Below are 26,327 nucleotides of genomic sequence, written 5' to 3'. Positions count from 1 at the left end.
CGCACAGCGGCTGCGCAAAAACTAACATTCTTTTAACGAAAGCTAACAACTAGAGTGTCCGACAATAAAAACAAAAAGCGAGGTCAGGGCATGCAGACGTCCCTGGATGAATTCGACTACATCGTGGTCGGCGCCGGCCCCGCCGGTTGCTTGCTGGCCAACCGGCTCTCTGCGGATCCACAGCAGCGGGTGTTGCTGCTCGAAGCCGGCGGACGCGACAACTACGCCTGGATTCACATTCCTGTGGGTTACCTGTTCTGCATCGGTAACCCGCGCACCGACTGGTGCTTCAAAACCGAACAACAACCGGGCCTCAATGGCCGCGCGCTGAGTTATCCGCGCGGCAAGGTGCTGGGCGGCTGTTCGTCGATCAACGGCATGATCTACATGCGCGGTCAGGCCGGCGACTATGACGGCTGGGCGGCCGCAGGCAATCCGGGCTGGGCCTGGAAGGATGTGCTGCCGCTGTTCAAACAGAGCGAAAACCACTTTGCCGGCGGCGCTGAATTTCATGGCGATCAGGGTGAATGGCGGGTCGAACAGCAGCGCCTGTCGTGGCCGATTCTGGATGCCTTTCGCAGCGCCGCCGAGCAGAGCGGCATCGCCAGCATCAATGACTTCAACCAGGGCGACAACGAAGGCTGCGGTTACTTTCAGGTCAACCAGAAAGCCGGGGTGCGCTGGAACGCGGCCAAGGCCTTTTTGAAACCGCTGCGCAGCCGGGCGAACCTGACCGTGCTGACCGGCGTCGAGGTTGATCGTGTGTTGCTGGAGAACGGCCGCGCGGCGAAAGTCAGCGCGCAGCATGAAGGTCAGATCAAACAGTTCAAGGCGCGCAAGGAGATTGTTTTGTGCGCCGGTTCAGTCGGCTCGCCGAGCATTCTGCAGCGCTCCGGCATCGGTCCGCGGCCGCTGCTCGAACGCGTAGGGATAGGCGTGATTCATGAGCTGCCGGGGGTCGGCGGCAACCTGCAGGATCACCTGCAACTGCGCCTGATCTACAAGCTGGAAAACGCCCGCACCCTGAACCAGATCGCCGGCAGCGTGTGGGGCAAGATGGGCATGGGCCTGCGCTATCTGTATGACCGCAGCGGGCCGCTGTCGATGGCGCCGAGTCAGTTGGGCGCATTCGCCCGCTCCGGTCCCGAGCAAACCTCGGCGAACCTGCAATATCACGTGCAACCGCTGTCGCTGGAGCGCTTTGGCGAGCCGCTGCACAGCTTCCCGGCGTTCACCGCCTCGGTGTGCGACCTGCGCCCGCAGAGCCGTGGACGCATCGAGATTCGCTCGGCCGATCCGCAAGCAGCGCCGCTGATCCAGCCCAATTACCTCAGCCATCCAGAAGATCTGCGCGTCGCCGCCGATGCCATTCGCCTGACCCGGCGCATCGTCAGCGCCCCTGCCCTGCAAGCGTTCAAACCGGTCGAATACCTGCCCGGCGACAGCTTGCAAAGCGAAGAACAATTGCATGAAGCGGCGGCGAAGATCGGCACGACGATTTTCCATCCGGTAGGCACCTGCCGCATGGGCAATGACGGTGACGCGGTGGTCGATGCGCAATTGCGCGTGCATGGTGTGCCGGGTCTGCGCGTTGCCGATGCGTCGATCATGCCGCGCATCACCTCGGGCAACACCTGTTCGCCTACGCTGATGATTGCCGAGAAGGCGGCACAACTGATTTTGTCCAGATCTGCAGATATCTCCCCTGTGGGAGCGAGCCTGCTCGCGAATGCGGTAGCTCACTCAGCCTAGGAGTTAACTGACAAAAAGCTTTCGCGAGCAGGCTCGCTCCCACAGCAATCATCACCAGACTCAGGCATCGCGCATTACCGGACACGCAACACCAGTGGAACAACAAAAACAATCACTGTGAGGGATACCGATATGTCAGAACACGTTCAGCCGCTGGACGCTGCGGGCAGCGCCGAGACCAGCAACGCCACGCAGAAAGTCATCTTCGCTTCATCACTCGGGACGGTGTTCGAGTGGTATGACTTCTTCCTCTACGGCGCCCTCGCGGCAGTGATCAGCAAGCAGTTTTTTGCCGGGGTCAATGACACCACGGCGTTCATCTTCGCGCTCATGGCGTTCGCCGCCGGCTTCATCGTGCGGCCATTCGGCGCGTTGGTGTTCGGCCGCCTGGGCGACATGATCGGGCGCAAATACACCTTTCTGGCGACGATCATTCTGATGGGCGTGGCGACGTTCTGCGTCGGCTTGCTACCGACCTACGCCAGCATCGGCATTGCCGCGCCGATCATTCTGGTGGTGCTGCGCATGCTTCAGGGCCTGGCGCTCGGTGGCGAATACGGCGGTGCGGCGACCTACGTGGCCGAACACGCGCCTATCGGCAAACGTGGCTTCCACACCAGCTGGATTCAATCCACCGCGACCCTCGGCCTGTTGCTCTCGCTGCTGGTAGTGCTCGGTTGCCGCTACTTCACCGGCGACCAGTTTGAGGTGTGGGGCTGGCGCATTCCGTTCCTGCTGTCGATCGTGCTGCTGGGTATTTCCACCTGGATTCGCCTGAGCCTGCACGAGTCGCCGGCCTACCTGAAAATGAAGGAAGAAGGCAAAACCTCGAAGGCGCCGATCCGCGAATCCTTCGGCAAATGGGAAAACCTCAAAGTCGTGCTGATCGCGCTGTTCAGCATCAACGCCGGGCAAGCAGTAACCTTCTACGCCGCGCAGTTCTACGTGCTGTTCTTCCTCACCCAGTTCCTGAAAATGGACCCGGCGGTGGCCAACAGCCTGTTGATCATCAGCGTGGTGATCGGCGCGCCGTTCTTTATCTTTTTCGGCTGGCTGTCGGACAAGGTCGGGCGTAAACCGGTGCTGATGCTCGGCCTGCTGCTGGCCACCGCGCTGTACTTCCCGATCTTTAAATCCCTGGCCCACTACGCCAACCCGGCGATCGATCAGGCCAGCCGTCAGGCGCCGATCACCGTCCTCGCCGACCCCGCCACTTGCACCTTCCAGTTCGATCCGGTGGGCAAGGCCAAATTCGACAGCCCCTGCGACAAGGTCAAGACCTTCCTGGTCAAGCAAGGCCTGCCCTACTCCAGCGTCGCAGCGCCTGCGGGCAGCGCCGTGCAAGTGAGTGTCGGCGACGTGAAGCTGGATGGTTTCGATGAGGCGGCACTGCGCGGCGCGATCACCCTCGCCGGCTACCCGCAACAAGCCGATATGCAGCAGATCAACAAACCGATGATCGTCGCCCTGATCGTCGCCCTGATCATCATCTCGGCCATGTGCTACGGGCCGCTGGCGGCACTGATGGTCGAACTGTTCCCGACCCGCATTCGCTACACCTCGATGTCGCTGCCCTATCACATCGGCAACGGCTGGTTCGGCGGATTCCTGCCCACCGTGTCGTTTGCGCTGGTGGTGTACACCGGGGATATTTTCTACGGGCTGTGGTATCCGGTGCTGATCACCGGGGTGAGCCTGGTGGTGGGGATGATCTGTCTGCGTGAGACGAAGAATATCGATCTCGATAAAAACTGAAAAACCCGCTGACAACAATGGCGAGGGAAGCGATTCTCTCGCCATTTTTTGCTTCAGGCGTCCGCTTTGATCACTTCGAATTTCACCTGGTCCGGATAAAACGCCACATAGTTGCGGATCGGTTCAACCGAGATCTTGGGTTTTTCATAAGTCCACACCGCATTGGCGCCCTCATGCCCCGGCACTTGCAGGCTGAAGTAATTGGCGTCGCCCTTGTACGGGCAATAGCTGGTGTGGTCGGTGCGGGCGAAGTATTTTTCGTCGATGTCTTCGCGCGGGATGTAGTACACCGGCGGATAGTTGGCTTCGTTGAGGATCATCGCGTGAGAGGACGCGGCGACCTGGATGCCGTGGAACTTCACCAGCAGGCAGCCGGCAAGTTGTTCCAGGCTGATCACGGGACTGGGGCTTTTCATGAGGTTCTCCTGAGCACAGCGAAGAGACCGGTTCAGGTATAGCTGATGGATGCGCAGCTCGACTGGATTACGGCCGAACGGCTAAACCTCCTGCAATGCTTTTATCTGTATATCCATACAGATAAAAGTTGCTCCCGCCGCGAACTCCCGCCATCCTGTGCCCTCTCCACACACCAACCAGCGATGGTAGCTATGCGGCTGTACCTCTGTGAAAAACCCTCTCAGGCCAAAGATATTGCGGCGGTGCTCGGCGCCAAGCGTCGCGGCGACGGCTGCTGGTTGGGGACGGACGTCACAGTGACCTGGTGCATCGGCCATTTGCTCGAAACCGCGCCGCCGGACGCCTACGACGCGCGCTACAAACGCTGGGTGCTGGCCGATCTGCCGATTATCCCGGACAAGTGGAAAATGACCGTCAAGCCGCGCACTGCCAGCCAGTACAAAGCGGTAAAGCGCCTGCTCGGCGAAGCCAGCGAACTGATCATCGCCACCGATGCCGACCGTGAGGGCGAGATGATCGCCCGGGAACTGGTCGAGCACTGCCGCTATCGCGGGCCGATCCGCCGCTTGTGGCTGTCGGCGCTGGACGAGGCATCGATTCGCAAGGCCCTCGCTGCGCTGAAGCCGGGGGCCGAAACCTTCAGCCTGTATCACTCGGCGCTGGGCCGTTCACGCGCGGACTGGCTGATCGGCATGAACATGAGTCGACTGTTCACCTTGCTGGGCCGGCAGTCGGGTTATCAGGGCGTGCTGCCTGTGGGCCGAGTGCAAACGCCCACCCTGCGACTGGTGGTCGACCGCGACCGCAGCATCGCCGATTTCGTCCCCGTACCGTTCTGGGCAATCGACGTGGATTTGCTGCACAACGGCACGGCGTTTACCGCGCAATGGCGCGCGCCGTCCGACGTTTGTGATGATCAGGATCGCTGCCTGAATCAGGCGTTGGCGCAACAAGCGGCGGCGGCGATCAGCAGTGCTGACAGCGCACGGGTGATCAAGCTGAAGACCGAGCGCATGCGCGAAGTGGCGCCGCTGCCCTTCGATCTTGGCACCTTGCAGGAAGTCTGCTCGAAAAAGCTTGGCCTTGGCGCGCAGGAAACCCTCGACATCGCCCAGGCCCTTTACGAAACCTACAAAGTCATCACCTATCCGCGCAGTGATTGCGGCTTTCTGCCCTTGAGCCAACACAGTGAGGCGCCATCGATCCTCACAGCGTTGCGCCAGGCCGATCCGAGCCTTGAAGCCTTGCAGGGTTATCTCGAACCGCAACGGCGCTCGCGGGCGTGGAATGACGCCAAGGTCAGCGCTCACCACGGCATCATTCCCACCATCGCCGCGAAGAATCTTGAACGTCTGACCGGCAAACATCGCGCGGTGTACACGCTGATTCGCGCGCGCTACCTGGCGCAGTTCCTGCCCAACCACGAATACGATCGCACCCAGGCCGATTTCGATTGCAACGGGCAGGCATTGCGCGCGGTGGGCAAGCAAATCATCGAAGCGGGCTGGAAGCGCGCATTGCCCGAAGCACTGGCACCGGCCAGGGGCCGCGAAGCACCAGCACCGCAAACCTTGCCGACCCTCAGCCAAGGCGTCGAATGCGCTGTGGCGAAAGTGAGTCTCAAGGACCTGTGGACGCAACCGCCAAAACCCTACACCGAAGGCGATCTGATCAAGGCGATGAGGAACGTCGCCAAACTGGTCGAGGATCCGCTGCTCAAACAGAAACTCAAGGACACCACCGGCATCGGCACCGAAGCCACCCGCGCGTCGATCATTCAGGGTTTGCTTGATCGCGGTTATCTGGTCAAGAACGGCAAGGCACTGGCGGCGACACCTGCCGCGTTCAGCCTGATCGACGCAGTGCCTCGCGCGATCGCCGACCCTGGCACCACGGCGATCTGGGAACAGGCCCTGGACATGGTGCAGAGCGGCGAGATGAGTCTGGAAGAATTCGTTACCAAACAGGCCGCGTGGATGAGCAAGCAGGTCACCCGCTGCTCCGCCCTCAGCCTGACCATCAGCGGCCCGCCGCCTGCGGGCAAAGCTGCAGCGCCGTGGAAGAAAAAGCGTAAGTCGACGCCCAGCAAAACCGCCGGTACGCGCAAACGCACGGCGCGTCCGACGACTCGCTGAATCCCTCGCGGTTCCCTTCTCGACGTTGTCGAAACGGATCTTTTCTCATTCCAAAACAGCTTTGTCCGACAATATGTAGTGCTTGAAAATAATCACTACAAAACCGTTGACGGCATCGTTTTGCTTTTGCATGATGAAGACGTTCCCCGATCGGGAACACTGGTAACACGCTTGAGCAAACTCGTCTGACCGCCGAGTTGTTTTTTCCGGATACACGCTGCCCACAAGGCAGATTGAAGAAGCTGACCTGGCCTGAACGTCCAGTACAAGGACGAGAAGCGCTGGCGAAAATTCTCAAGACGCTTGTGGCCGACACTGGATTGTCGTCAAGGAGCCTCCCGGTTTTCGCTGCTTCTCCTCGTTGTGACGCTATTGCGTAGCAGTTATTCAACACGACTACATGCAACAGATGCACGACCCCGTACTTCACACGGGCGAACGCTGACGTCCTGGTTTCGGTGCCAGGGATCAACTAACCGATGGGCTACCTGTATTAGCGAATCAACTTTGAAAGATCACCAGACTGGTCAAGGGGCATAACAATGAATCTGAACAATCAACCCACCATCGAAGAACTGGCGCGTATGTTCGCGGCGCAGAAAGACAGCCACGACAGCCATATTCTCTGGATCAGCAAGTCGGGGCAGGTACACATTGACTGCCTGTCGCCCCACGCTGGCGAAGAAGAATTCGACCGCAATCACCAGAATCTGCTGGCCCGCCTGAAGATGTACCGCCGCGGCCACGGTTATGTCGGCAAGAAGGCTGCGGCCGACAAGGACTTCATTGAGAACGTGCTGCAGACGCTGAAACAGGCGTGGGATTCGATGCAGAACAAAAATGAAGTTCGGGTGATTGATCGGTTTTATTGAGTTGTAGATTATTTGACTAAGGGCCTGCTTCCGATTGGGAGCAGGCCCTTTGTTGTTCTTTTGAGTTATGCGGCGTGAGTGCCCCCGTCGCCCCTCACCCCAGCCCTCTCCCGAGGGAGAGGGAGCCGACCGAGTTGCCTCAGCTCAACCGTAGACCTGAATGACCGTGGCGATTATGAGTCAACGAAGCTCGTTCAGGTCGGCGTGACTTGACCAAACACCTCGGTCAGTCCCCTCTCCCGCTGGGAGAGGGTTAGGGTGAGGGGCTTTTCATGCCGAGCACCAGTTCCACAAACGCCAACGCCGCCGCGCTGTGATAATTATTCCTGCGCCGCAACAACGCCGCTCCCCGCTGCGGCGCCTCCCCTTCAACACGCAAGCGGCGCAACGCGCGGTCTTCGCTGGCAATCGCCTCGGGCAGCATGGTCGCCAGCGGCGCATGCCGCACCACTTCCAGCAACGTACTCACCGAATTCACTTCAATCCGCACCTGCGGCGTAATCCCGTGCTCACGGAAATACTCATCCACCGACAACCGCGTAATGAAGCCCGGCGCCAGCAAGGCGAAATCCAGTGAAGCCAATTCCGTCGGCGTCAACACCGAAGGGCTGTCATAGAGCGGGTGCCCAGGCCCGACCATGATCCCCAGCGTCTCGGTAAACGCCGGTATGCATTCGATATCGGCATTGCGTACCGGCGTAAACGCGATCGCGACGTCCAGCGAGTCATCCGCGAGCCCGGCCTCGATGTCGTCCATCGACAGTTCGAATATTTCCAGATGAATCCCGGGAAACCGTGCCCTGTAATCACGCACCAACGGCCCGACCAGATACGCCATGAACGTCGGCGTCATCGCCAGGCGCAGGGTGCCGCGCGACAAATCCTTCACATCGTGCAAGGCGCGCTGCCCGGCCTCCAGCTCCACCAGCACGCGCCGCGCGCATTCAATGTATGCCGCGCCGGCATCGGTCGGTTTCACCGTGCGGGAGGTGCGATCGAACAGGCTGACGCCGAGGGTTTCTTCCAGCTGCCGGATCTGCTGCGACAACGTCGGCTGCGATACATGCAGCGCTTCGGCGGCGCGGGTGAAGCCGCCGTGATCGGCAACGGCGAGCAGATAACGCAAATGTCGCAACAGCATGAACACACCATCTATAGGCAGGACTTATGCGAAGCATTGTATATCGATCTTGGACGCTATGAATCAACCAGCGCAACATTGCTTCCACACAGCAAGCCAACCCCTGAAAGGAGTGACACCATGCAACAGTCCCACGCCTACAACGACAACAGCCTGGCCCTGACCACCCGCGTTCTCGACGCCAAGGCGAAAAAAGATCTGTCGTGGCAGGATCTCGCTGACGGCACCGGCCTCAGCCTGGCTTATGTCACCGCCGCCCTGCTCGGCCAGCATCCGTTGCCGGAAAACGCTGCTCAAGTGGTCGGCGACAAGCTTGACCTCAGCGCAGATGACGTCGCCGCTCTGCAGATCATTCCTTTGCGCGGCAGCCTCAGCGGCGTGCCGACCGATCCGACCATCTACCGTTTTTACGAAATGATCCAGATCTACGGCACCACGCTGAAAGCGCTGGTTCATGAACAGTTCGGTGACGGCATCATCAGTGCGATCAACTTCAAACTGGACATCAAGAAAGTCGAAGACCCGGAAGGCGGCTCCCGCGCCGTGGTGACCCTCGACGGCAAGTTCCTGCCGCTGCGGCCGTTCTGATGCGCCCGGCCCGCAACCTGCGTGCGGGCCATCTCATTTCTGCCACGAGGACATGCCATGAAAGCCCTGATCGACGGCTTCCTGAAATTCCAGAACGAAGCCTTCCCGCAACGCAGCGAACTGTTCAAACACCTGGCCACGACTCAGCAACCCGGCACGCTGTTCATCACCTGTTCCGACAGCCGTGTGGTGCCTGAGCTGCTGACCCAGCAAGAGCCCGGCGAGCTGTTCGTGATCCGTAACGCCGGCAATATCGTGCCCTCCTACAGCCCGCATCCGGGCGGGGTCTCGGCGACGGTGGAATATGCGGTGGCAGTGCTGGGGGTGACCGATATCGTGATTTGCGGCCACTCCGATTGCGGCGCGATGACAGCGATTGCCCAGTGCAAATGCATGGATCACCTGCCCGCTGTCAGTGGCTGGCTGCAGCATGCCGAATCGGCGAAGGTAGTGAACGAAGCGCGCGTGCATGGCAGCGACGCGGCGAAATTGAGTTCGATGGTGCGCGAGAACGTGATCGCGCAACTGGCGAATATTCAGACCCACCCGAGTGTGCGCCTGGCCCAGGAGCAAGGCCGGTTGAATCTGCATGGCTGGGTTTACGACATCGAGACCGGTTCGATCGACGCACTCTCTTCCGATCGTCGCACCTTTGTGCCGCTGGCCGAGCGGCCTGAGACTTGCGCGATCAGCGCGCAAGCCAGCCACGCTGCCTGACTCCCCACCGTGATCGTTCCCACGCTCTGCGTGGGAATGCCTCTAGGGACGCTCTGCGTCCAGTGACGCGGAGCGTCACGGGCTGCATTCCCACGCGGAGCGTGGGAACGATCAACAACGGGTTTCAAGTCAGCGTTTCACCGTGAGATCAACCTGAGTCATCCGGCTACGCACGGTAAACACGCCATCACCGGAAAGAATCGCACTGCGCGCAAACAGGCGCCCGCTCTCCCAGTTCGAAAGCCCCAGTTCCGGCTTGTTCAACGCGTACTGGCCATCGACCCAACGGGTGATGCCGTTGCCTACGAACGGCGCATTCACCGCGTTGTAGAAGCGTTCCTGAACCGCCGCCGCCTGGCTGATCAACGACACGGTGAATTGCGGGCTGTACCGGTTGAACAGCGCAATCGCCTGATCCAGATCGTCGACAATCATCAGGCTGACTTCCGGGGTCTCTTCCCATTCCCACTCGCGGCCCAGGTCCGACTCGGGCAAGGATTCGGCCAGCGCTTCGGTCTTGTAACCCTCGGCGCGATAAACCTCCACCGTTGCGTTCTGCCATTCGCTTGGCAGGCAACTTTCACTGCCCGCGACGATGTGCAATTTGCAGCCTTGGCCGCGCGCAGTACCGGCGTCTTTCAAAGCTTCGAGGAACAGCGGCACCAGCTCATCGGCGCGTTCGCGCTGAATCAGGCAGACGTTCAGGGTGTTGCAGACCTTGCGGTCCAGCGAGTTGCGCACCACCGCCGCGAAGCGTGTGGCATCGGCATCACGTTCGGCGATCAGCCACGCACCGCCGGTGCCGTGCAGGCTGACGGCGGTACCGGCCTGCTGGGCAATGCTGCCCAACTGGCTGACCGCACGGCCCGAGCCGCGCGCCACCGCCAGCGACAGACGCCGATCGGCAAACATCGCCCAACCGGCGGCGTGATTGACACTTTCGACCAACGACACCGCCCCCACCGGCAAACCGGCTTCGGCCAGCGCCGGGTTCAAGGCGTGAGTGACGATGGCTTGCGCAGTGCCCAACGCATCGCTGCCGATGCGCAGCACAGCCGTATTGCCGGTGCGCAACACGCCGGCGGCGTCGGCAAATACGTTGGGCCGGCCTTCGAAGACAAACGCGACGATGCCCAGCGGCGAGACGACTTGCTCAACCTTCCAGCCGTCGTGCTCGACACTGCTGATCACTTTGCCCCGCGTGGGCGGCGCATCACGCCAGGCGCGCAGCCCGGCGATCATGTCGCGGCGCATGCGTTCATCGGCGAGCAAGCGTGTGGTCGAGCGACCGCGCGCCTTGGCCCGCTCGATGTCGGCGCGGTTGGCGGCTTCGATCTGCGTCCAGCACTGAGGATTTTCCAGGCGCTGGGCAAACAGGTCGAAGAATTGGCTGATGGCTTCATCGGACACCGCCGACAACGCGGTGAATGCCGCAGCCGCACGCTCGATTGCCACCGAGGCGGCCTGTTGATCGGCCACGGGGATCAGCAACAACTCGCCACTGACCTGCTCGACCAGCAAATGGTCACCGGGCTGAAACCGCGCGGCCAGCTCCGGGCTGACCACGGTGACGCGGTTACCAGCGAAAGGGATCGGCGTGCCAGCGACTAGACGTTCGAGCGCAAGAGACATGAAGCGGATTCACCATGCAGAGGGCGGCCGGAAAATGTAGCGGATTACTGGCTGAAATACACCTCCTCAAACACTAAAGAAACCTGTGGGAGCTGGCTTGCCAGCGATAGCGGTGGTTCAGGCAAATTTATAGTGACTGACAGGGCCTCATCGCTGGCAAGCCAGCTCCCACAGGGTCATGTGGTGTTCAGGTGGGTCAGAACACCGACCAGCCAATCCTTGAGCTCAGCAACTCCAGCGCCGCCATCCCCGCCAGCGAGTTGCCGGCCGCATTCAACTCCGGCGACCACACGCACACGCTGAACTGCCCCGGCACCACCGCAACGATGCCGCCGCCGACCCCGCTCTTGCCCGGCAGGCCGACGCGATAAGCGAAGTTGCCCGCCTCGTCATACAGACCGCTGGTGGCCATGATCGAGTTGACCTGTTGGGTCTGGCGGCGCGTCAGGATCTGCTCGCCGCTGTGCTTGCAGAACCCGTCATTGGCCAGAAAGCAGAACGCCCGGGCCAGATCGATGCAATTCATCCGCAGTGCGCAGTGGCTGAAATAGCTGCGCAGCACCGCTTCGACATCGTTGTGGAAATTGCCGAACGACTGCATCAGATAGGCCATCGCCGCATTGCGCGCGCGGTGCTGGTATTCGGAGTCGGCGACCTTGCCGTCGATCATGATTTGCGGATTGCCGGACAGACGCCGGACGAAGTCGCGCATCGACAATGTCGGCGCAGCGAATCGCGACTGGTTGATGTCGCAGATCACCAGCGCCCCAGCATTGATGAACGGATTGCGCGGGCGGCCGCGCTCGAATTCCAGTTGTACCAGCGAGTTGAACGGCTGGCCCGACGGCTCGTGGCCAAGCCGTTCCCAGATCGCTTCGCCGGAGTGATCGATGGCCTGCACCAGGCTGAATACCTTGGAAATACTCTGCACCGAGAACGGCGTTTCAGCGTCGCCGGCGCAATACATTTCGCCGTCGTTACTGTACACGGCGATGCCCAACTGGTTGGCCGGCACCGTGCCGAGGGCGGGAATATAGTCAGCAACTTTGCCCTGCCCGATCAGGGGCCGGACGGCGTCAAGGATCTCGTTCAACAGCGCTTGCATGCCGGGTTCCGAAAGTCTCGCCCCATGGGATCGCGGGGACACTGGGGCTAGACGCTGCGCCCGCCGGTCGCATCACACCGGCAAGCATCAGGCAGAATGTTCTAGGCTGAAGCGGACCATTCAGACACAGGAGAGCACCATGCACCTCGAAGGCTCCTGCCATTGCGGCGAAGTCACGTTCAGCCTCGACAGCGCCCATCCTTATCCTTATCAACGCTGCTATTGCTCGATCTGCCGCAAGACCCAGGGCGGTGGCGGTTATGCGATCAACCTTGGCGGCGACGCGACCACTCTCAAGGTTCGCGGACGCAAAAACATCAGCATCTATCACGCGAAGATGAAAGCTGAAAGCGATAAACGCGCCCATCGCAGCAGCGCCGAACGCCACTTCTGTGCGCTGTGCGGCAGCGGCCTGTGGCTGTTCAGCCCGGAGTGGCCAGAGCTGATTCATCCATTCGCCTCGGCGATCGATACGCCGCTGCCGGTGCCGCCGGAACACACACATCTGATGCTAGGTTCGAAAGCGCCGTGGGTTGAAGTCGAGGCGAAGCCGAAGGATCAGCAGTTTGATGTATATCCCGAAGAATCGATCGCCCAGTGGCATGAGCGGCTCGGTGTGACTCGCTGAACACCGCGCCCTTCGCGAGCAGGCTCGCTCCCACATTTGGATTGCGATCACCTGTGGGAGCGAGCCTGCTCGCGAAGGGGCCGGGTCAGGCAATATCAATCAGTCCAGATGCGCCCAGGTCATCCTGAACAACGCCCCGCCCCACACCGAGTCGCCAACCTCAACCTGCCCGCCATGGGACTGCGAAACCCGCCGCACCAGCGCCAGGCCCAGCCCGAAACCGCCAGTACGCCGATCCCGGCTGGCATCCAGTCGGGAAAACGGTTCGAAGATTTTCTCCCGTCCCTCCAGCGGCACGCCCGGCCCGTCATCACTTACCCGCACTTCATAGTCATCGCCATTGCGCAGCAGCGACACCTCAACGCGCTGCTCGGCATAGCGAATGGCATTGCGCAAAAGGTTGATCACCGCCCGCGCCATGAAGCGCGGTTCGATGCTTACAGTGTCGACCTGGCAACCGGCGATCGACAACTGCACGCCCACTGCTTCGGCCTCAAGCGCCACACTGCCGACAACGCTGTCTAGCCAGTCGGCCGCGTGAATATTCTCCCGCTTTATCACCGTCGCGCCGTGCTCGAGGCTGGCGTAGGTCAGCAATTCCGAGACCATCTCCTCCAGCTCACCGAGGTCGGCATACATGTCGGCGATCAGCTCGCGATTCTGGCTCGCGTCCGGTTGCTGCTTGAGCTGATCGAGCTCGAACGAAAGCCGCGCGATTGGTGTGCGCAGTTCGTGAGACACGGCGTTGGTCAGCTCGCGCTGATTGGCAATCAGCCCCTCGATGCGCGCCGCCATCAGATTGAAGTGCTCGGCCAGATCGCGGATGTTCGAGCGCCGCGACAACTGGATGCGCACCGACAGATCGTTGTCGCCGAAACGCTCGGCCGCCAGCCGCAGCTTTTCCAGGTCGCGCCAGTGCGGGCGCACCCAGAAAAACAGAACGATGCCGATCAACACCGCGAGCATCATGTACGCCGCGGTGATGTAGAACGGCATCAGGCTCGGCTCTGGCGGCAGCTTGATGCTGAGCAACTGCGAGCCACCATCGATGTTGCTGATGAACTGCGTGTAATCGTCGCGGATCACCAACAGGTTCCGCGCGAGCTCGGCTTTTTCCTGCGGTGTGAGGGCCAGTTGATCGGCCTCGACCAGACTCAGCGACAGACCGTAATGCGCACGCAATGAATCGAGTTTCTGTTCACGCTCGGCGCCCTGGCGGCCTTGCAGATGATCGACCAGCGACCACGCCTGACCGCGCACGGCTTCACGGTTGTAATCCTGCGTCTGGCTGTCGAGCAAGGCGTTGAAGGTGTGCTCGACCGCCTGCAAGGCCAGCACCAGACCCACCGTCATCACCAGAAACAGGCCGAGGAACAAGCGCAGCATCTACAGCTCCCACGCGAACGGATTGAACAGATAGCCCTTGCCCCACACGGTCTTGATGCACACCGGCTCGCGGGGATTGTCCTTGAGTTTGTTGCGCAATTTGCTGATGTAGACGTCGACGCTGCGGTTGAGGCCGTCGAAGGCGATGCCGCGCATGCGATTGAGAATGTCATCGCGGGAAAGAATCTTGCCCGCCGCGCTGGCGAGCAACCAGAGCAATTCGAACTCCATGGTGGTCAGCTCGATCAGCTCACCGGCCAGGCGCACTTCCCGGCAACTGCGGTCGATGCTCAATTGCCCGAACTCAAGGAAACTGACCACGCTGGTGTCCGGCGTCTGCCGCCGTTGCAACGCCCGCAGCCGCGCGAGCAATACCGGCGGTTTGATCGGTTTGATCACGTAATCGTCAGCGCCGGACTCCAGACCGAGGATGTGATCGAGATCGTCTTCCTTGGCCGTAAGGATCACGATCGGCGTGTCCGAGACACTGCGAATTTCCCGGCAGACCTGCAAACCGCTCTGCCCCGGCAACATCAGGTCGAGCACCAGCACTTTCGGCTTGAATTCCAGGAATGCAGCCATGGCCAGATCGCCGCGATGCACCGTGCGCACCTCGTAGCCGTGTTGTTCAAGAAAGTGTGCGATCAGTGCGGCGAGACGCTCATCGTCTTCGACCAGCAGAACTTTGCCGAAACCCAGGTTATCCATAACAACCGTTGCCAAGCCAAACGTGGAAGGGCCGATATTATGCTGGCATTCATCGAACAGGCGATGACGGCGGACAGCAAAAACCGGCCACTTGGGCCGGTTTTCGGTGATGTTTCATACTCTTAAGAGTTTTTAACAAATTCAGGCGGGCACACCGCTGTGGAAGCGGAATTCCTCGTCCGGCGATTCGATCAGTTCCTGCTCGGCTGCACGGACGCGCTCGATCACCTGCGCGACATCCTTGGCATCACCATACTGATAGGCCAGTTTCAGATAACCCTGAAAATGCCGCGCCTCGCTTTTCAGCAAACCGAAATAGAACTTGCCCAGTTCTTCGTCCAGATGCGGCACCAGTGCTTCGAAGCGTTCACAGCTGCGCGCTTCGATGAAGGCACCAACCACCAGCGTATCCACCAGTTTCACCGGTTCGTGGCTGCGCACCACTTTGCGCAGGCCCGAGGCGTAGCGGCCGGCGTGCAGCTGACGCAGCTCAATCTTGCGCCGCTTCATGATGCGCATGACTTGCTCGTGGTGCACCAGTTCTTCCCGGGCCAGGCGCGACATCATGTTGATCAGGTCGACGTGGGCGTGGTACTTGGCAATCAGGCTCAGCGCCGTGCTGGCAGCCTTGAACTCGCAGTTCTTGTGGTCGATCAGCAGGGTTTCCTGGTCGGCCAATGCCGCCTGGACCCAGGCGTCGGGGGTGCGGCAGCCAAGGAATTCGTGGATTTCGGGAAGGATCATGGGGCTCACGGTAAAAGGTGTTCGAGCGAAGGGCGCCGATTATACCGGCCTGTCCGCAGACCACCAGCGGCGGCTGTTGATATGCATCAAGTCGCAGACGTTCGGGTAGCAACTATAGTTGTGCAACGCCGTGCCTTTTCTTTGCTGGAGACTCCGCTCATGCAAGCCATTCGCAGCATTCTGGTGGTCATCGAACCTGAACATGCGGAAAGCCTGGCGCTCAAACGCGCCAAGCTGATCGCCGGTGTCACCCAGGCTCATCTGCACCTATTGGTGTGCGACAAAAAGCATGACCACGCCGGCCTGCTCAGCGTGCTCAAGGCGGCATTGCTCGCCGAAGGCTATAGCGTGACCACCGAACAGGCATGGAACGAGAGCCTGCACGAAACCATCATCGATGTGCAGCAGGCCGAGGGTTGCGGCCTGGTGATCAAACAGCACTTCCCCGACAGCTCGCTGAAAAAGGCCCTGCTGACCCCGGCCGACTGGAAGCTGCTGCGCCACTGCCCTACCCCGGTGCTGCTGGTCAAAACCGCCGGTTCGTGGAAAGACAAAGTGATTCTCGCCGCCGTCGATGTCGGCAATGCCGATGGTGAGCATCGGCATCTGCACAGCACCATCATTGATCACGGCTACGACATCGCCAGTCTGGCCAAGGCGCATCTGCATGTGATCACCGCGCATCCGTCGCCGATGCTCTCGGCGGCAGACCCGACGTTTCAGCTCAAATCGACCATAGAAGCCAAATACCGCGAGCAGTGCCGGGCGTTTCAGGCGGAGTTCGATGTCGATGACGAGCACCTGCACATCGAGGAAGGCCCGGCAGATGTGCTGATCCCGTTCATGGCGCACAAGCTCCAGGCGGCGGTAACGGTAATTGGCACGGTAGCGCGCAGTGGTTTGTCAGGCGCGTTGATCGGCAATACGGCGGAAGCGGTGCTGGATACCCTGGAAAGCGATGTGCTGGTGCTCAAGCCGCAGGAGGTTGAGGATCATCTGGTGGAACTGACGGCAAAACACTGAGGATTGCCATGTCTGACTGGCGCTTTCGCGAGCAGGCTCGCTCCCACATCTCGAATGCATTTCCCTGTGGGAGCGAGCCTGCTCGCGATGCTTCTAGGCGCCGAAGGCGTCTTTCAGAAAGCCCGGGGCAATGTAACGCTGATAATGCGCTTCCGACAGCAGGAAGAATTCCCGATCAATGGCATCGCGCAGTTCCGGCAGGTTCCAGTCGCGGAATTCCGGCAGCAACACCATCCCGTACGCCTCGAGATTAATGATCACCCGCGCCCCCCTGGCGATCAGCTGGTAGGCCCAGCAATATTCCGACTGATGCGGTACGAAACGGATCTTGCGCTGTTCGAGCTGCTCGCGCAGGCGCGCCGGATCGAAGATCTCGACTTTGCTCGCCATCACTTGTGACAGCAATTGCTCCAGACGCAGCCACACCGCACGTTTTTCCTCCTCGTTGTATCCGTTCCAATGGATCACTTCGTGATGGAAACGCTTGCAGCCACGGCACACCAGGTCACCGTAAACGGTGGAGCAGAGGCCGACGCAGGGGGTCTTGATGGTCTGATTGGGCATAAATGGGCAGAACACTGAAACGCGGAACAGGCCGGCATGTTAGCCCTTTGTCGGGCATTGATCACCCCTCAAACAACAGGGTCTCGCCAGCGTCGCAGGTTTGCTCCGGCCGCGCTGATTGCCACGAAAGTCCAATAGAGCGCGACTTACCTTTAAATTTTTTTTGCCGTAGAATCAGCCAGCCTTTTAAGGCGCCAATGTCCGTTAGAAGCTGTTTTCAAAGCGTCACGAGCACAGTCGTTCCTTCAGAGCGGTGTTGGCGAAGGGTTTTTCCAGCGGGGAAAAGCCCAACGCCAACCCTCATCAGCTCCCCGTTCTGCAGGCGTAAAACTTTGAAAGCAGCTTCTGTAAGGAATTGCCGGTAATTCTGGCCGAACGACCCACAACGTCGTGAGGCGCATGAGTACGGCAATTTCGGGATGAGCGTCCCGGACACCCATTTGGGACCACTGATGAGGGTAATAACTGTGCTTGAAGCCTACCGCAAACATATCGAAGAGCGTGCAGCCCTGGGTATCGTTCCCCAGCCGCTTAACGCCGAACAAACAGCAGGCCTGATCGAGCTGCTGAAGAACCCTCCGGCTGGCGAAGAAGCTTTCCTCGTTGACCTGATCACCAATCGCGTACCGCCTGGAGTGGACGAAGCCGCTTACGTCAAGGCCGGTTTCCTGTCTGCCCTGGCCAAGGGCGAAGCCACCTCCCCTCTGCTGGACAAGAAACGCGCTGTAGAACTGCTCGGCACCATGCAGGGCGGCTACAACATCGTCACCCTCGTTGAACTGCTGGACGACGCCGAGCTGGCGCCAGTCGCCGCCGAAGAACTCAAGCACACCCTGCTGATGTTCGACGCCTTCCACGACGTCGCCGAAAAAGCCAAGAACGGCAACGTTCACGCCAAGGCCGTGCTGCAATCCTGGGCTGACGGCGAGTGGTTCAAGAAGCGCCCGGTGCTGGCCGACAAGATCAGCCTGCGCGTATTCAAGGTCACCGGCGAAACCAACACCGACGACCTCTCCCCTGCGCCAGACGCCTGGTCGCGTCCTGATATCCCGCTGCACGCCCTGGCCATGCTGAAAATGGCCCGTGACGGCATCGTTCCGGACGAGCAAGGCAAGACCGGCCCGATGAAGCAGATCGAAGAAATGCGCGGCCAGGGCTTCCCGATCGCCTACGTCGGTGACGTGGTCGGTACCGGTTCCTCGCGTAAATCGGCCACCAACTCGGTGCTGTGGTTCTTCGGCGACGACATCCCGTACGTGCCGAACAAGCGCGCTGGCGGTTTCTGCTTCGGCAGCAAGATCGCTCCGATCTTCTACAACACCATGGAAGATGCCGGCGCCCTGCCGATCGAGTTCGACGTGTCGAACATGAACATGGGCGACGTGATCGATCTGTACCCGCACGCTGGCAAAGTCTGCAAGCACGGTACCGACGAAGTCATCACCACTTTCGAAATGAAAACCCCGGTGCTGCTGGACGAAGTCCGTGCCGGCGGTCGTATCCCGCTGATCATCGGCCGTGGCCTGACCGAGAAGGCTCGCGCCGAATTGGGTCTGCCGCCGTTCGACCTGTTCAAGAAGCCGGAAGCTCCGGCTGAAAGCACCAAGGGTTTCACCCTGGCGCAGAAAATGGTCGGCAAGGCTTGCGGTCTGGCAGAAGGCCAAGGCGTGCGTCCTGGCACCTACTGCGAACCGAAGATGACCACCGTGGGTTCTCAGGACACCACCGGTCCAATGACCCGTGACGAACTGAAAGACCTGGCGTGCCTGGGCTTCTCCGCTGATCTGGTGATGCAGTCGTTCTGCCACACCGCGGCTTATCCAAAGCCGATCGACGTGACCACCCACCACACCCTGCCTGACTTCATCATGACCCGCGGCGGCGTTTCCCTGCGTCCGGGCGACGGCATCATCCACTCGTGGCTGAACCGCATGCTGCTGCCGGACACCGTCGGTACCGGTGGTGACTCGCACACCCGTTTCCCGATGGGCATCTCGTTCCCGGCCGGTTCCGGTCTGGTCGCGTTCGCCGCTGCCACTGGCGTCATGCCGCTGGACATGCCGGAATCGATCCTGGTGCGCTTCAAAGGCAAGATGAAACCTGGCATCACCCTGCGTGACCTGGTTCATGCCATTCCGTACTTCGCTATCCAGAACGGTCTGCTGACCGTCGAGAAGAAAGGCAAGAAAAACGCCTTCTCCGGCCGCATCCTGGAAATCGAAGGTCTGGAAGGTCTGACCCTCGAGCAGGCGTTCGAACTGTCCGACGCCTCGGCCGAACGTTCGGCTGCCGGCTGCACCATCAAGCTGTCGAAAGAGTCGATCACCGAGTACCTGCAGTCCAACATCACCCTGCTGCGCTGGATGATCGGCGAAGGCTACGGCGATGCGCGTACTCTGGAACGTCGCGCCCAAGCGATGGAAGCCTGGATCGCCAACCCGGAACTGATGGAAGCCGATGCCGACGCCGAATACGCCGAAATCATCGAAATCGATCTGGCCGACATCAACGAGCCTGTGCTGTGTGCGCCGAACGATCCGGACGACGCCCGTCTGCTGTCCAGCGTTGCTGGCGAGAAGATCGACGAAGTGTTCATCGGTTCGTGCATGACCAACATCGGTCACTTCCGCGCTGCCGGTAAACTGCTGGATCAGGTCAAGGGTCAGCTGCCAACCCGTCTGTGGCTGTCGCCGCCGACCAAGATGGACGCTCACCAACTGACCGAAGAAGGCTACTACGGCATCTACGGCAAGGCTGGCGCTCGCATGGAAATGCCAGGCTGCTCGCTGTGCATGGGTAACCAGGCACGCGTTGAGCCGAACAGCACCGTGGTCTCGACGTCGACCCGTAACTTCCCGAACCGTCTGGGCGACGGCGCGAACGTCTACCTGGCCTCGGCCGAGCTGGCGTCCGTTGCTTCGATCCTGGGTCGCCTGCCGACCGTCGAGGAGTACATGGAATACGCTGGCAAGATCGACAGCATGGCGGCCGATGTCTACCGCTACCTGTCCTTCGACCAGATCGCCGAGTTCCGTGAAGCTGCTGCGAACGCCAAGATCCCGGTCGTTCAAGCCTAACGCTGCAAGGCCATAAAAAACGCCGCCCATCGTGAGATGAGCGGCGTTTTTTTATGCCTGCCGGGCAAGCATTCTGATCGTTCCCACGCTCCGCGTTGGAACGCAGCCCCGGACGCTCTGCGTCCCCAAGCGTGACGCAGAGCGTCACAAGAGGCGTTCCCACGCAGAGCGTGGGAACGATCAGTCATCAGTGACAGGTCAGACAGCCAGCTTGTAAACCAGCGCCGAAATCGCCACCAGTCCCACCGCGGTAACAAACACGTTCGACGCCTGACCGCGATAGCGCGCCATCGCTGGCACCTTGCGAATCGCGTACATCGGCATCAGGAACAGAATCGCCGCAATCACCGGCCCACCGACGGTTTCGATCATGCCCAGGATGCTCGGATCAAGCGTTGCGACGATCCAGCAGATCACCAGCATGAACGCCGCCACGATGCGATCCAGCGCTTTGGCGCCCGGACGCCTGCCGCTCTTGACGATCAGGCCCTTGAGGCCTTCGCTGGCCCCGATGTAATGACCGAGGAACGACTTGGAGATCGCCACAAACGCAATCAACGGCGCCGCAAACTCGATGGTCGGGTTGCTGAAGTGGTTGGCCAGGTACGACAGGATCGAAAGATTCTGCTCTTTTGCCTCAGCCAGTTGCTCTGGCGACAGGGTCAGCACGCAACTGAATACGAAGAACAGCACCAAAATGACCATCAATGCATGAGCGCGCGCGAGGATCTGTGAGCTGCGCTCGTCGGCGTGCACACCGTAACGACGCTTCTGGTCCATCGCGAACGCCGAGATGATCGGCGAATGGTTGAACGAGAACACCATCACCGTAATCGCCAGCCACAGCGTGTGCAGCAGCGCTGACGGCGCCGGCACTTGCGAGGCGGTGGCGAGGATGCCGCCGTTCCAGTGCGGAATCAGGTACACGGCGAGGAACAGCAGCGCAACGATGAACGGATAGACCATCAGGCTCATGGCCTTGACGATCGCCTGCTCACCGCAACGAACCACGGCCAGCAGGCCGAGAATCAGCACGAACGACAGCAATGCGCGCGGTGGCGGCGTGATGTGCAGTTGGTGTTCGAGGAAACTGGCGACCGTGTTGGTCAGGCCGACGCTGTAGATCAGCAGGATCGGGAAGATGGCAAAGAAGTACAGCAGCGTGATCAAGGCACCGGCCTTGATACCGAAATGCTGCTCGACCACTTCGGTAATATCAGCACCTTCGCGACCGGACAGGACAAAACGGGTCAGGCCACGGTGAGCGTAAAACGTCATCGGGAATGCCAAAAGCGCGAGGATCACCAGCGGCCAGAAGCCACCCAATCCTGCGTTGATCGGCAAAAACAGGGTGCCGGCGCCAATGGCCGTCCCAAACAGTCCCAGCATCCAGGTGGTGTCCTGGCGATTCCAGCTCGAAAGTTCAGCGGGTGCTGCTGCATCGAAGCGCTTTTCGAGGCTATTGGCCTGATCATTCATCCGGTCGGATCTCCGCATTCCGGTCACTTGCCACTCGGTCAGGACGCGTCGGAAAAAACCGACAGACATGCTCCGGCCGAAACAGGGGCGCGATTCTCCGTGATAAATCAATGCAAGCAAAGACTTAGCTGAGGAATGGTTGTGCGGAGCAGATCCAAGGATGGTCGTTTATAGAAAAAACAAGGTCGTTTATGGATACGTCGGATGCCGCAAACGGATACGTTTTGCACCCACCCATGCGTCATCGAATGCGCCTAGAGCGATATGCCGAGCATGAAACCCAATAAAACGCAGTACAGCCCGAAGCCGAAAAGCAACCAGAGCTTGCCATTTTCGCGCTTGTCTCTATTGCGCACCGCTTCGTCATATTCTGCGAACTCTCGCTCAATTTGCTCCAGTCGTGCCTTACGGTCATATGTGCTCATACTGATTAACCTTTGAATAATGCGCCTGACGGTCGTGAAGCATGAAGACTCACAACTTGAAGAAAAACCCTGCCACTGCGGTGATTGCAGTCAAGACTCCACCAAACACTGCAATTGGATAGAGCTTCGTCTCCCTTGATAACTTTTTCTCTTCAGCCTGAAGCTTTTTCCATTCAGCCACGAGTTTCCTTGATTCGTTTTCCAGCCTGTCTAGCTCCAGATTTTCGCGATCGTTATGGAACATTTGCCCTCCTTGGCTGCTGGCGGATCGGTGTCAGCATTTGCATGCACATCGACGGCTATCGTCATGCCCTTATCATCAAACTGTTCCATTCACGCTGACCAGCAGACGCATCTGCCATCCCCGTAGGCAAAATCCGCGATTCACGTAAGCCTCCTCATACGAGTGATCCGCAATATTCCAGACCAACTACCTGCCAGAACTCCGCCATTGATCTAGCGTGAGAGAAGCCATAACCCAAGGAGCCTCCCATGCCACTGGTCCGCGTCGACATCCAGCAAAACCCAGACCCCACTTTCGCCAGGCGCATCGGCGAACAGATCTACGCCGCCCTGCGCAGCTGTATCGATGTGCCCGAGCACGACAACTTCCAGATTCTCAACGAGCACGACGGCCAGCACTTCGTGTACGACCCGCAATACCTCGGCATCGAGCGCAGCGACGGCGTGGTGTTCATCCAGATCACCATCAGCGAAGGGCGCAGCGTGGAAAAGAAACAATTGCTGTTCAAGACCATTGCCGAGAGCCTGCATGCGCAACTGGGTATTCGCCTGGAGGATGTGTTCATCAATCTGCTGGAGGTAAAGAAAGAGAACTGGTCGTTTGGCAACGGCATTGCGCAATACGTCAGCTGATTCGCAGCGCCCATGCCTGCGTACTTGCTTGTTCCACGAACCCGTCCAGAATCAAAGCACCACTGCGTGAATGCAACGATTGCCAAGCCGCTGCGGATTCAGCACTCTGAGTCGACTTTCGCGACCCACCCGCCGCCAATCACAGGAGCCGCGCAATGCCCGCAACCGTTCTGGTACTGGTTGAAACGATCAATGACTATCTGCCGATTCTTGAGCATCAGGGATTCCACCTGATCCTCGCACCAACGCCAGCCGAACGTGCGCAAGCCATCGCCACCCATGGCAGTCGCATTGATGCCGTGCTCACTCGCGGCCCACTGGGCCTGACTGCGCAAGAGATCAGCGCCCTGCCCGCCCTGAAAATCATCACGGTGATCGGCGCCGGTTATGAACAGGTCGATCTGCAAGCGGCCAGTGACCGTGGGATCACCGTCACCAATGGCGCCGGAGTCAACGCCTCGTCAGTGGCCGATCATGCGATGGCGTTGCTGCTGGCATTGGTCCGCGATATCCCGCGCTGCGATGCAGCCGTGCGCCGCGGTGAATGGCCGAAAATCATGCGCCCGTCGCTGGCCGGCAAGCGTCTGGGCATCCTCGGGCTGGGCGCAGTGGGCATGGCGATTGCCAAACGTGCGGAGCTCGGGTTCGACATGCAGATCAGCTACCACAGCCGCCAGGTGCGCAGCGAAGTCGCTTATGCGTTCTGCTCGACACCCACCGATCTGGCGCGAGCCTCGGACTTTCTGGTCGTTGCCACGCCCGGTGGCATTGCTACACAACATCTGGTGACGCGAGCTGTGCTCGATGCGCTCGGCCCCAAGGGTTTTATCGTCAACATCGCCCGCGCCAGCGTTATCGCAACGGCAGACCTGATCACCGCACTTGAGCAACGTCGTATCGCCGGCGCTGCACTGGACGTGTTCGATCACGAACCGGAAGTGCCTGATGCCCTGAAACACCTCAGCAACGTTGTGCTGACTCCCCACGTCGCTGGGCTTTCCCCCGAAGCCACGCAAGGCACCGTTGAACTGGTGGGGAAAAACCTGATGGCGTTTTTCTCCGGGCAACCGGTGCTGACTCCCGTCGCCCTGCCGCCCAAGTTGAACAACCAGCGCGTGCATTAACGCGCGTGGCATCGTCGAACCGCGCCGATCTTTGCCCCATTCTCAAAGTTGATTATCCAGCAACACGCTAACCTATAAGACCGACCCGCGCTTGTGAGCACCCGAGCGCGCCATTAGATTAGCCAATGATGTCTGGCCTCCAAAATAAGCAGAAGGGATAAGCATGGCGCTTACTGACCAGTCCACCCGGATCCGTGCAGGCGAAGAACTTGATGCCAGCCTGATCGATCCGTACCTCAAGGCGCACATTCCCGGCCTGACCGGCACGCCGCAGATCAGCCAGTTTCCTGGCGGCGCGTCGAACCTGACCTACCTGCTGGAATACCCCGAGCAAGAGTTCGTTCTGCGCCGTCCGCCGTTTGGCCACAAAGCCAAATCCGCCCACGACATGGGCCGTGAGTTCCGCATTCTCAACCAACTGCGCGACGGCTTTCCGTATTGCCCGAAGGCCTACGTGCATTGCACCGACGAAGCCGTTATCGGCGCCGAGTTCTATGTGATGGAACGGGTCAAGGGCATCATCCTGCGCGCTGAACTGCCGCCGGAGCTGGGCCTCGATTCGGCGAAAACCGAAGCGCTGTGCAAAAGCTTCATCGACCGTTTCGTCGAACTGCATCGGGTCGATTACAACGCCTGCGGCCTCGGCGATCTGGGCAAGCCTGAAGGCTACGTCGCCCGGCAGATCAAGGGCTGGAGCGAGCGTTACGAAAAAGCCCTGACCCCGGACGCGCCGCACTGGGAAGCGGTCAAAGCCTGGCTCAACGACAAGATGCCGGCCGACCACCCGACGTCGAGCATCGTCCACAACGACTACCGCTTCGACAACGTCATTCTCGACCCGGCCAATCCGATGCAAATTATCGGCGTGCTCGACTGGGAACTGACCACCCTCGGCGACCCGCTGATGGATCTGGGCAACACCCTCGCCTACTGGATCGAAGCCGGCGACCCGGCACCGGTGCAACTGATGCGCCGCCAGCCAAGCCACGCGCCGGGCATGCTGACCCGCCGCGAATTCGTCGACTACTACGCCGAGCGCTCGGGCATCCGCATCGACAATTTCGATTTCTACTACACCTACGGCCTGTTCCGCCTGGCCGGCATCGTGCAGCAGATCTACTACCGCTTCTACCATGGCCAGACGCAGGACAAACGCTTCGCGCAGTTCATTCACATGAACAAACTGCTGGAGCAGATGAGCCTGCAGGTCATTCAGAAATCCAGCCTCTGATCCGGGCCAATAACAAGACTTTCAACAAGGGAAACCCATGTCCAAGACTCAGTTGTTCGACCTCGACGGCAAAATCGCTTTCGTCTCCGGCGCCAGCCGTGGCATCGGTGAAGCCATCGCCAAACTGCTGGCCCAGCAAGGCGCCCACGTGATCGTCTCGAGCCGCAAGCTCGAAGGCTGCCAACACGTCGCCGACGCCATCATCGCCGCCGGCGGCAAGGCGACAGCCGTGGCCTGCCACATCGGTGAGATGGAGCAGATCAGCCAGGTCTTCGCCGGGATCAAGGAACAATTCGGCCGCCTCGACATCCTGGTCAACAACGCCGCGACCAACCCGCAATTCTGCAACGTGCTGGACACCGATCTGGGGGCGTTCCAGAAGACCGTCGATGTGAACATTCGCGGCTACTTCTTCATGTCGGTCGAAGCCGGCAAGCTCATGCGCGAAAACGGTGGCGGCAGCATCATCAACGTCGCGTCGATCAACGGCATCTCGCCGGGAATCTTCCAAGGCATCTATTCGGTAACCAAAGCGGCGGTCATCAACATGACCAAAGTCTTCGCCAAGGAATGCGCGCAATTCGGCATCCGCTGCAACGCCCTGCTCCCCGGCCTGACCGACACCAAATTCGCCTCGGCACTGGTCAAGAACGACGCGATTCTGAAACAGGCACTGACCCAGATCCCGCTCAAACGCGTAGCCGATCCAAGCGAAATGGCCGGCGCGGTGCTGTACCTGGCCAGCGATGCGTCGAGCTACACCACTGGCGTGGCGCTGAATGTGGATGGCGGATTCCTGTCCTGATTTCCAGGGCAAATTGCTAACCCGTGTGGGAGCGAGCCTGCTCGCGAAAGCGTTGTGTCAGTCAGCTATGTTTTGACTGATACCACGCATTCGCGAGCAGGCTCGCTCCCACAGGGTCACTGCTGGGTTCCAGGCTTCGTGCA

At 60.1% G+C, this 26,327-nt stretch carries 24 protein-coding genes; 13 read left to right on the top strand and 11 right to left on the bottom strand.

Annotation, left to right across the window (positions count from 1 at the left end):
• Window positions 1-90: 90 nt before the first annotated feature.
• Window positions 91-1,752 carry a GMC family oxidoreductase gene (locus tag AB4N48_RS08725; RefSeq protein WP_095180242.1) on the top strand — a complete coding sequence of 554 codons (1,662 nt, stop codon included), beginning with the start codon at window positions 91-93 and terminating at the stop codon, window positions 1,750-1,752.
• Between the two features lie 132 nt (window positions 1,753-1,884).
• A complete protein-coding gene (locus AB4N48_RS08720) occupies window positions 1,885-3,507 on the top strand; it encodes an MFS transporter (protein WP_024013261.1) in 1,623 nt (540 codons plus the stop codon).
• Between the two features lie 53 nt (window positions 3,508-3,560).
• On the opposite strand, the gene AB4N48_RS08715 is transcribed toward AB4N48_RS08720, so the two are convergent.
• Window positions 3,561-3,923, bottom strand: a complete 363-nt coding sequence (locus AB4N48_RS08715; RefSeq protein WP_056789235.1) for a DUF427 domain-containing protein — start codon at window positions 3,921-3,923, stop codon at window positions 3,561-3,563.
• A 192-nt stretch (window positions 3,924-4,115) separates the two neighbouring features.
• On the opposite strand from AB4N48_RS08715, the gene AB4N48_RS08710 reads away from it, so the two are divergent.
• Complete coding sequence (locus AB4N48_RS08710; RefSeq protein ID WP_460095166.1) at window positions 4,116-6,059, top strand: DNA topoisomerase III; 1,944 nt, start codon at window positions 4,116-4,118, stop codon at window positions 6,057-6,059.
• Between the two features lie 542 nt (window positions 6,060-6,601).
• Window positions 6,602-6,931 carry a hypothetical protein gene (locus AB4N48_RS08705; RefSeq protein ID WP_252886371.1) on the top strand — a complete coding sequence of 110 codons (330 nt, stop codon included), beginning with the start codon at window positions 6,602-6,604 and terminating at the stop codon, window positions 6,929-6,931.
• Between the two features lie 253 nt (window positions 6,932-7,184).
• Here the strand turns inward: AB4N48_RS08705 and cynR are convergent, their stop codons facing one another.
• Window positions 7,185-8,072: a transcriptional regulator CynR gene (gene cynR, locus AB4N48_RS08700; RefSeq protein ID WP_315434719.1), complete on the bottom strand. Its 888-nt coding sequence runs from the start codon at window positions 8,070-8,072 to the stop codon at window positions 7,185-7,187.
• Window positions 8,073-8,192: 120 nt separating this feature from the next.
• On the opposite strand from cynR, the gene cynS reads away from it, so the two are divergent.
• Together cynS and AB4N48_RS08690 are read left to right on the top strand one after the other, a co-directional pair.
• Entirely contained in the window at window positions 8,193-8,660 is a 468-nt protein-coding gene (cynS, locus tag AB4N48_RS08695; RefSeq protein ID WP_041480833.1) for a cyanase, read from the top strand.
• A gap of 57 nt (window positions 8,661-8,717) precedes the next feature.
• Window positions 8,718-9,377, top strand: coding sequence for a carbonic anhydrase (locus tag AB4N48_RS08690; RefSeq protein ID WP_095180245.1), 660 nt, complete (start codon window positions 8,718-8,720; stop codon window positions 9,375-9,377).
• A 129-nt stretch (window positions 9,378-9,506) separates the two neighbouring features.
• Here the strand turns inward: AB4N48_RS08690 and AB4N48_RS08685 are convergent, their stop codons facing one another.
• Window positions 9,507-11,009 (bottom strand): aldehyde dehydrogenase family protein, encoded by a 1,503-nt coding sequence (locus AB4N48_RS08685; protein ID WP_460095165.1) that lies wholly within the window; start codon window positions 11,007-11,009, stop codon window positions 9,507-9,509.
• A 196-nt stretch (window positions 11,010-11,205) separates the two neighbouring features.
• Complete coding sequence (glsB, locus tag AB4N48_RS08680; RefSeq protein ID WP_024013269.1) at window positions 11,206-12,114, bottom strand: glutaminase B; 909 nt, start codon at window positions 12,112-12,114, stop codon at window positions 11,206-11,208.
• A gap of 139 nt (window positions 12,115-12,253) precedes the next feature.
• Here glsB and AB4N48_RS08675 point away from each other — a divergent pair, with 139 nt between their 5' ends.
• On the top strand, window positions 12,254-12,742 hold the full coding sequence (locus AB4N48_RS08675; RefSeq protein ID WP_273527314.1) for a GFA family protein: 489 nt from the start codon (window positions 12,254-12,256) through the stop codon (window positions 12,740-12,742).
• A gap of 99 nt (window positions 12,743-12,841) precedes the next feature.
• On the opposite strand, the gene AB4N48_RS08670 is transcribed toward AB4N48_RS08675, so the two are convergent.
• The 3 genes from AB4N48_RS08670 to AB4N48_RS08660 all read right to left on the bottom strand — a co-directional run bounded on the left by AB4N48_RS08670 (window position 12,842) and on the right by AB4N48_RS08660 (window position 15,580).
• Window positions 12,842-14,128, bottom strand: a complete 1,287-nt coding sequence (locus AB4N48_RS08670; protein ID WP_122612530.1) for an ATP-binding protein — start codon at window positions 14,126-14,128, stop codon at window positions 12,842-12,844.
• Window positions 14,129-14,836 (bottom strand): winged helix-turn-helix domain-containing protein, encoded by a 708-nt coding sequence (locus AB4N48_RS08665; protein ID WP_137214904.1) that lies wholly within the window; start codon window positions 14,834-14,836, stop codon window positions 14,129-14,131.
• Between the two features lie 141 nt (window positions 14,837-14,977).
• Window positions 14,978-15,580, bottom strand: a complete 603-nt coding sequence (locus AB4N48_RS08660) for a MiaE family protein (RefSeq protein WP_016775115.1) — start codon at window positions 15,578-15,580, stop codon at window positions 14,978-14,980.
• A gap of 159 nt (window positions 15,581-15,739) precedes the next feature.
• Here AB4N48_RS08660 and AB4N48_RS08655 point away from each other — a divergent pair, with 159 nt between their 5' ends.
• Window positions 15,740-16,603: a universal stress protein gene (locus AB4N48_RS08655; protein ID WP_076562374.1), complete on the top strand. Its 864-nt coding sequence runs from the start codon at window positions 15,740-15,742 to the stop codon at window positions 16,601-16,603.
• Between the two features lie 93 nt (window positions 16,604-16,696).
• Here the strand turns inward: AB4N48_RS08655 and AB4N48_RS08650 are convergent, their stop codons facing one another.
• Window positions 16,697-17,167 carry a DUF1289 domain-containing protein gene (locus AB4N48_RS08650; protein WP_024013275.1) on the bottom strand — a complete coding sequence of 157 codons (471 nt, stop codon included), beginning with the start codon at window positions 17,165-17,167 and terminating at the stop codon, window positions 16,697-16,699.
• 467 nt (window positions 17,168-17,634) lie between these two features.
• On the opposite strand from AB4N48_RS08650, the gene acnB reads away from it, so the two are divergent.
• The gene (gene acnB, locus AB4N48_RS08645) at window positions 17,635-20,244 is read left to right on the top strand and encodes a bifunctional aconitate hydratase 2/2-methylisocitrate dehydratase (protein WP_252878185.1); all 2,610 of its coding nucleotides are present in this window, start codon (window positions 17,635-17,637) and stop codon (window positions 20,242-20,244) included.
• A gap of 198 nt (window positions 20,245-20,442) precedes the next feature.
• Here acnB and AB4N48_RS08640 read toward each other — a convergent pair whose 3' ends face one another.
• From AB4N48_RS08640 to AB4N48_RS08630, 3 genes are all read right to left on the bottom strand, one after another.
• Window positions 20,443-21,723 carry an HAAAP family serine/threonine permease gene (locus tag AB4N48_RS08640; RefSeq protein ID WP_024013278.1) on the bottom strand — a complete coding sequence of 427 codons (1,281 nt, stop codon included), beginning with the start codon at window positions 21,721-21,723 and terminating at the stop codon, window positions 20,443-20,445.
• 254 nt (window positions 21,724-21,977) lie between these two features.
• Window positions 21,978-22,148 carry a hypothetical protein gene (locus AB4N48_RS08635; protein WP_163032915.1) on the bottom strand — a complete coding sequence of 57 codons (171 nt, stop codon included), beginning with the start codon at window positions 22,146-22,148 and terminating at the stop codon, window positions 21,978-21,980.
• Window positions 22,149-22,197: 49 nt separating this feature from the next.
• On the bottom strand, window positions 22,198-22,392 hold the full coding sequence (locus AB4N48_RS08630) for an FtsB/FtsL family cell division protein (protein ID WP_056789207.1): 195 nt from the start codon (window positions 22,390-22,392) through the stop codon (window positions 22,198-22,200).
• Window positions 22,393-22,640: 248 nt separating this feature from the next.
• On the opposite strand from AB4N48_RS08630, the gene AB4N48_RS08625 reads away from it, so the two are divergent.
• The 4 genes from AB4N48_RS08625 to AB4N48_RS08610 all read left to right on the top strand — a co-directional run bounded on the left by AB4N48_RS08625 (window position 22,641) and on the right by AB4N48_RS08610 (window position 26,184).
• Window positions 22,641-23,024, top strand: coding sequence for a tautomerase family protein (locus tag AB4N48_RS08625; protein ID WP_095180253.1), 384 nt, complete (start codon window positions 22,641-22,643; stop codon window positions 23,022-23,024).
• 155 nt (window positions 23,025-23,179) lie between these two features.
• Window positions 23,180-24,148, top strand: a complete 969-nt coding sequence (locus tag AB4N48_RS08620) for a 2-hydroxyacid dehydrogenase (RefSeq protein ID WP_095180254.1) — start codon at window positions 23,180-23,182, stop codon at window positions 24,146-24,148.
• Window positions 24,149-24,311: 163 nt separating this feature from the next.
• Window positions 24,312-25,379: a phosphotransferase family protein gene (locus AB4N48_RS08615; RefSeq protein ID WP_095180255.1), complete on the top strand. Its 1,068-nt coding sequence runs from the start codon at window positions 24,312-24,314 to the stop codon at window positions 25,377-25,379.
• 37 nt (window positions 25,380-25,416) lie between these two features.
• Window positions 25,417-26,184, top strand: coding sequence for an SDR family oxidoreductase (locus AB4N48_RS08610; protein ID WP_041480848.1), 768 nt, complete (start codon window positions 25,417-25,419; stop codon window positions 26,182-26,184).
• The last annotated feature ends 143 nt before the right edge of the window (window positions 26,185-26,327 follow it).

The organism is Pseudomonas sp. S2_C11, assembly GCF_054668395.1.
Note: the sequence above shows the minus strand (reverse complement) of the source record. Positions and strands in the feature narration are given on the sequence as shown.

What these genes read in the sequence shown, in the direction of transcription:
- AB4N48_RS08725 (WP_095180242.1), top strand. Translation starts at nt 91, where the DNA reads ATGCAGACGTCCCTGGATGAATTCGACTACATCGTGGTCGGCGCCGGC.
- AB4N48_RS08720 (WP_024013261.1), top strand. Translation starts at nt 1,885, where the DNA reads ATGTCAGAACACGTTCAGCCGCTGGACGCTGCGGGCAGCGCCGAGACC.
- AB4N48_RS08715 (WP_056789235.1), bottom strand. Translation starts at nt 3,923, where the DNA reads ATGAAAAGCCCCAGTCCCGTGATCAGCCTGGAACAACTTGCCGGCTGC.
- AB4N48_RS08710 (WP_460095166.1), top strand. Translation starts at nt 4,116, where the DNA reads ATGCGGCTGTACCTCTGTGAAAAACCCTCTCAGGCCAAAGATATTGCG.
- AB4N48_RS08705 (WP_252886371.1), top strand. Translation starts at nt 6,602, where the DNA reads ATGAATCTGAACAATCAACCCACCATCGAAGAACTGGCGCGTATGTTC.
- cynR (WP_315434719.1), bottom strand. Translation starts at nt 8,072, where the DNA reads ATGCTGTTGCGACATTTGCGTTATCTGCTCGCCGTTGCCGATCACGGC.
- cynS (WP_041480833.1), top strand. Translation starts at nt 8,193, where the DNA reads ATGCAACAGTCCCACGCCTACAACGACAACAGCCTGGCCCTGACCACC.
- AB4N48_RS08690 (WP_095180245.1), top strand. Translation starts at nt 8,718, where the DNA reads ATGAAAGCCCTGATCGACGGCTTCCTGAAATTCCAGAACGAAGCCTTC.
- AB4N48_RS08685 (WP_460095165.1), bottom strand. Translation starts at nt 11,009, where the DNA reads ATGTCTCTTGCGCTCGAACGTCTAGTCGCTGGCACGCCGATCCCTTTC.
- glsB (WP_024013269.1), bottom strand. Translation starts at nt 12,114, where the DNA reads ATGCAAGCGCTGTTGAACGAGATCCTTGACGCCGTCCGGCCCCTGATC.
- AB4N48_RS08675 (WP_273527314.1), top strand. Translation starts at nt 12,254, where the DNA reads ATGCACCTCGAAGGCTCCTGCCATTGCGGCGAAGTCACGTTCAGCCTC.
- AB4N48_RS08670 (WP_122612530.1), bottom strand. Translation starts at nt 14,128, where the DNA reads ATGCTGCGCTTGTTCCTCGGCCTGTTTCTGGTGATGACGGTGGGTCTG.
- AB4N48_RS08665 (WP_137214904.1), bottom strand. Translation starts at nt 14,836, where the DNA reads ATGGATAACCTGGGTTTCGGCAAAGTTCTGCTGGTCGAAGACGATGAG.
- AB4N48_RS08660 (WP_016775115.1), bottom strand. Translation starts at nt 15,580, where the DNA reads ATGATCCTTCCCGAAATCCACGAATTCCTTGGCTGCCGCACCCCCGAC.
- AB4N48_RS08655 (WP_076562374.1), top strand. Translation starts at nt 15,740, where the DNA reads ATGCAAGCCATTCGCAGCATTCTGGTGGTCATCGAACCTGAACATGCG.
- AB4N48_RS08650 (WP_024013275.1), bottom strand. Translation starts at nt 17,167, where the DNA reads ATGCCCAATCAGACCATCAAGACCCCCTGCGTCGGCCTCTGCTCCACC.
- AB4N48_RS08640 (WP_024013278.1), bottom strand. Translation starts at nt 21,723, where the DNA reads ATGAATGATCAGGCCAATAGCCTCGAAAAGCGCTTCGATGCAGCAGCA.
- AB4N48_RS08635 (WP_163032915.1), bottom strand. Translation starts at nt 22,148, where the DNA reads ATGAGCACATATGACCGTAAGGCACGACTGGAGCAAATTGAGCGAGAG.
- AB4N48_RS08630 (WP_056789207.1), bottom strand. Translation starts at nt 22,392, where the DNA reads ATGTTCCATAACGATCGCGAAAATCTGGAGCTAGACAGGCTGGAAAAC.
- AB4N48_RS08625 (WP_095180253.1), top strand. Translation starts at nt 22,641, where the DNA reads ATGCCACTGGTCCGCGTCGACATCCAGCAAAACCCAGACCCCACTTTC.
- AB4N48_RS08620 (WP_095180254.1), top strand. Translation starts at nt 23,180, where the DNA reads ATGCCCGCAACCGTTCTGGTACTGGTTGAAACGATCAATGACTATCTG.
- AB4N48_RS08615 (WP_095180255.1), top strand. Translation starts at nt 24,312, where the DNA reads ATGGCGCTTACTGACCAGTCCACCCGGATCCGTGCAGGCGAAGAACTT.
- AB4N48_RS08610 (WP_041480848.1), top strand. Translation starts at nt 25,417, where the DNA reads ATGTCCAAGACTCAGTTGTTCGACCTCGACGGCAAAATCGCTTTCGTC.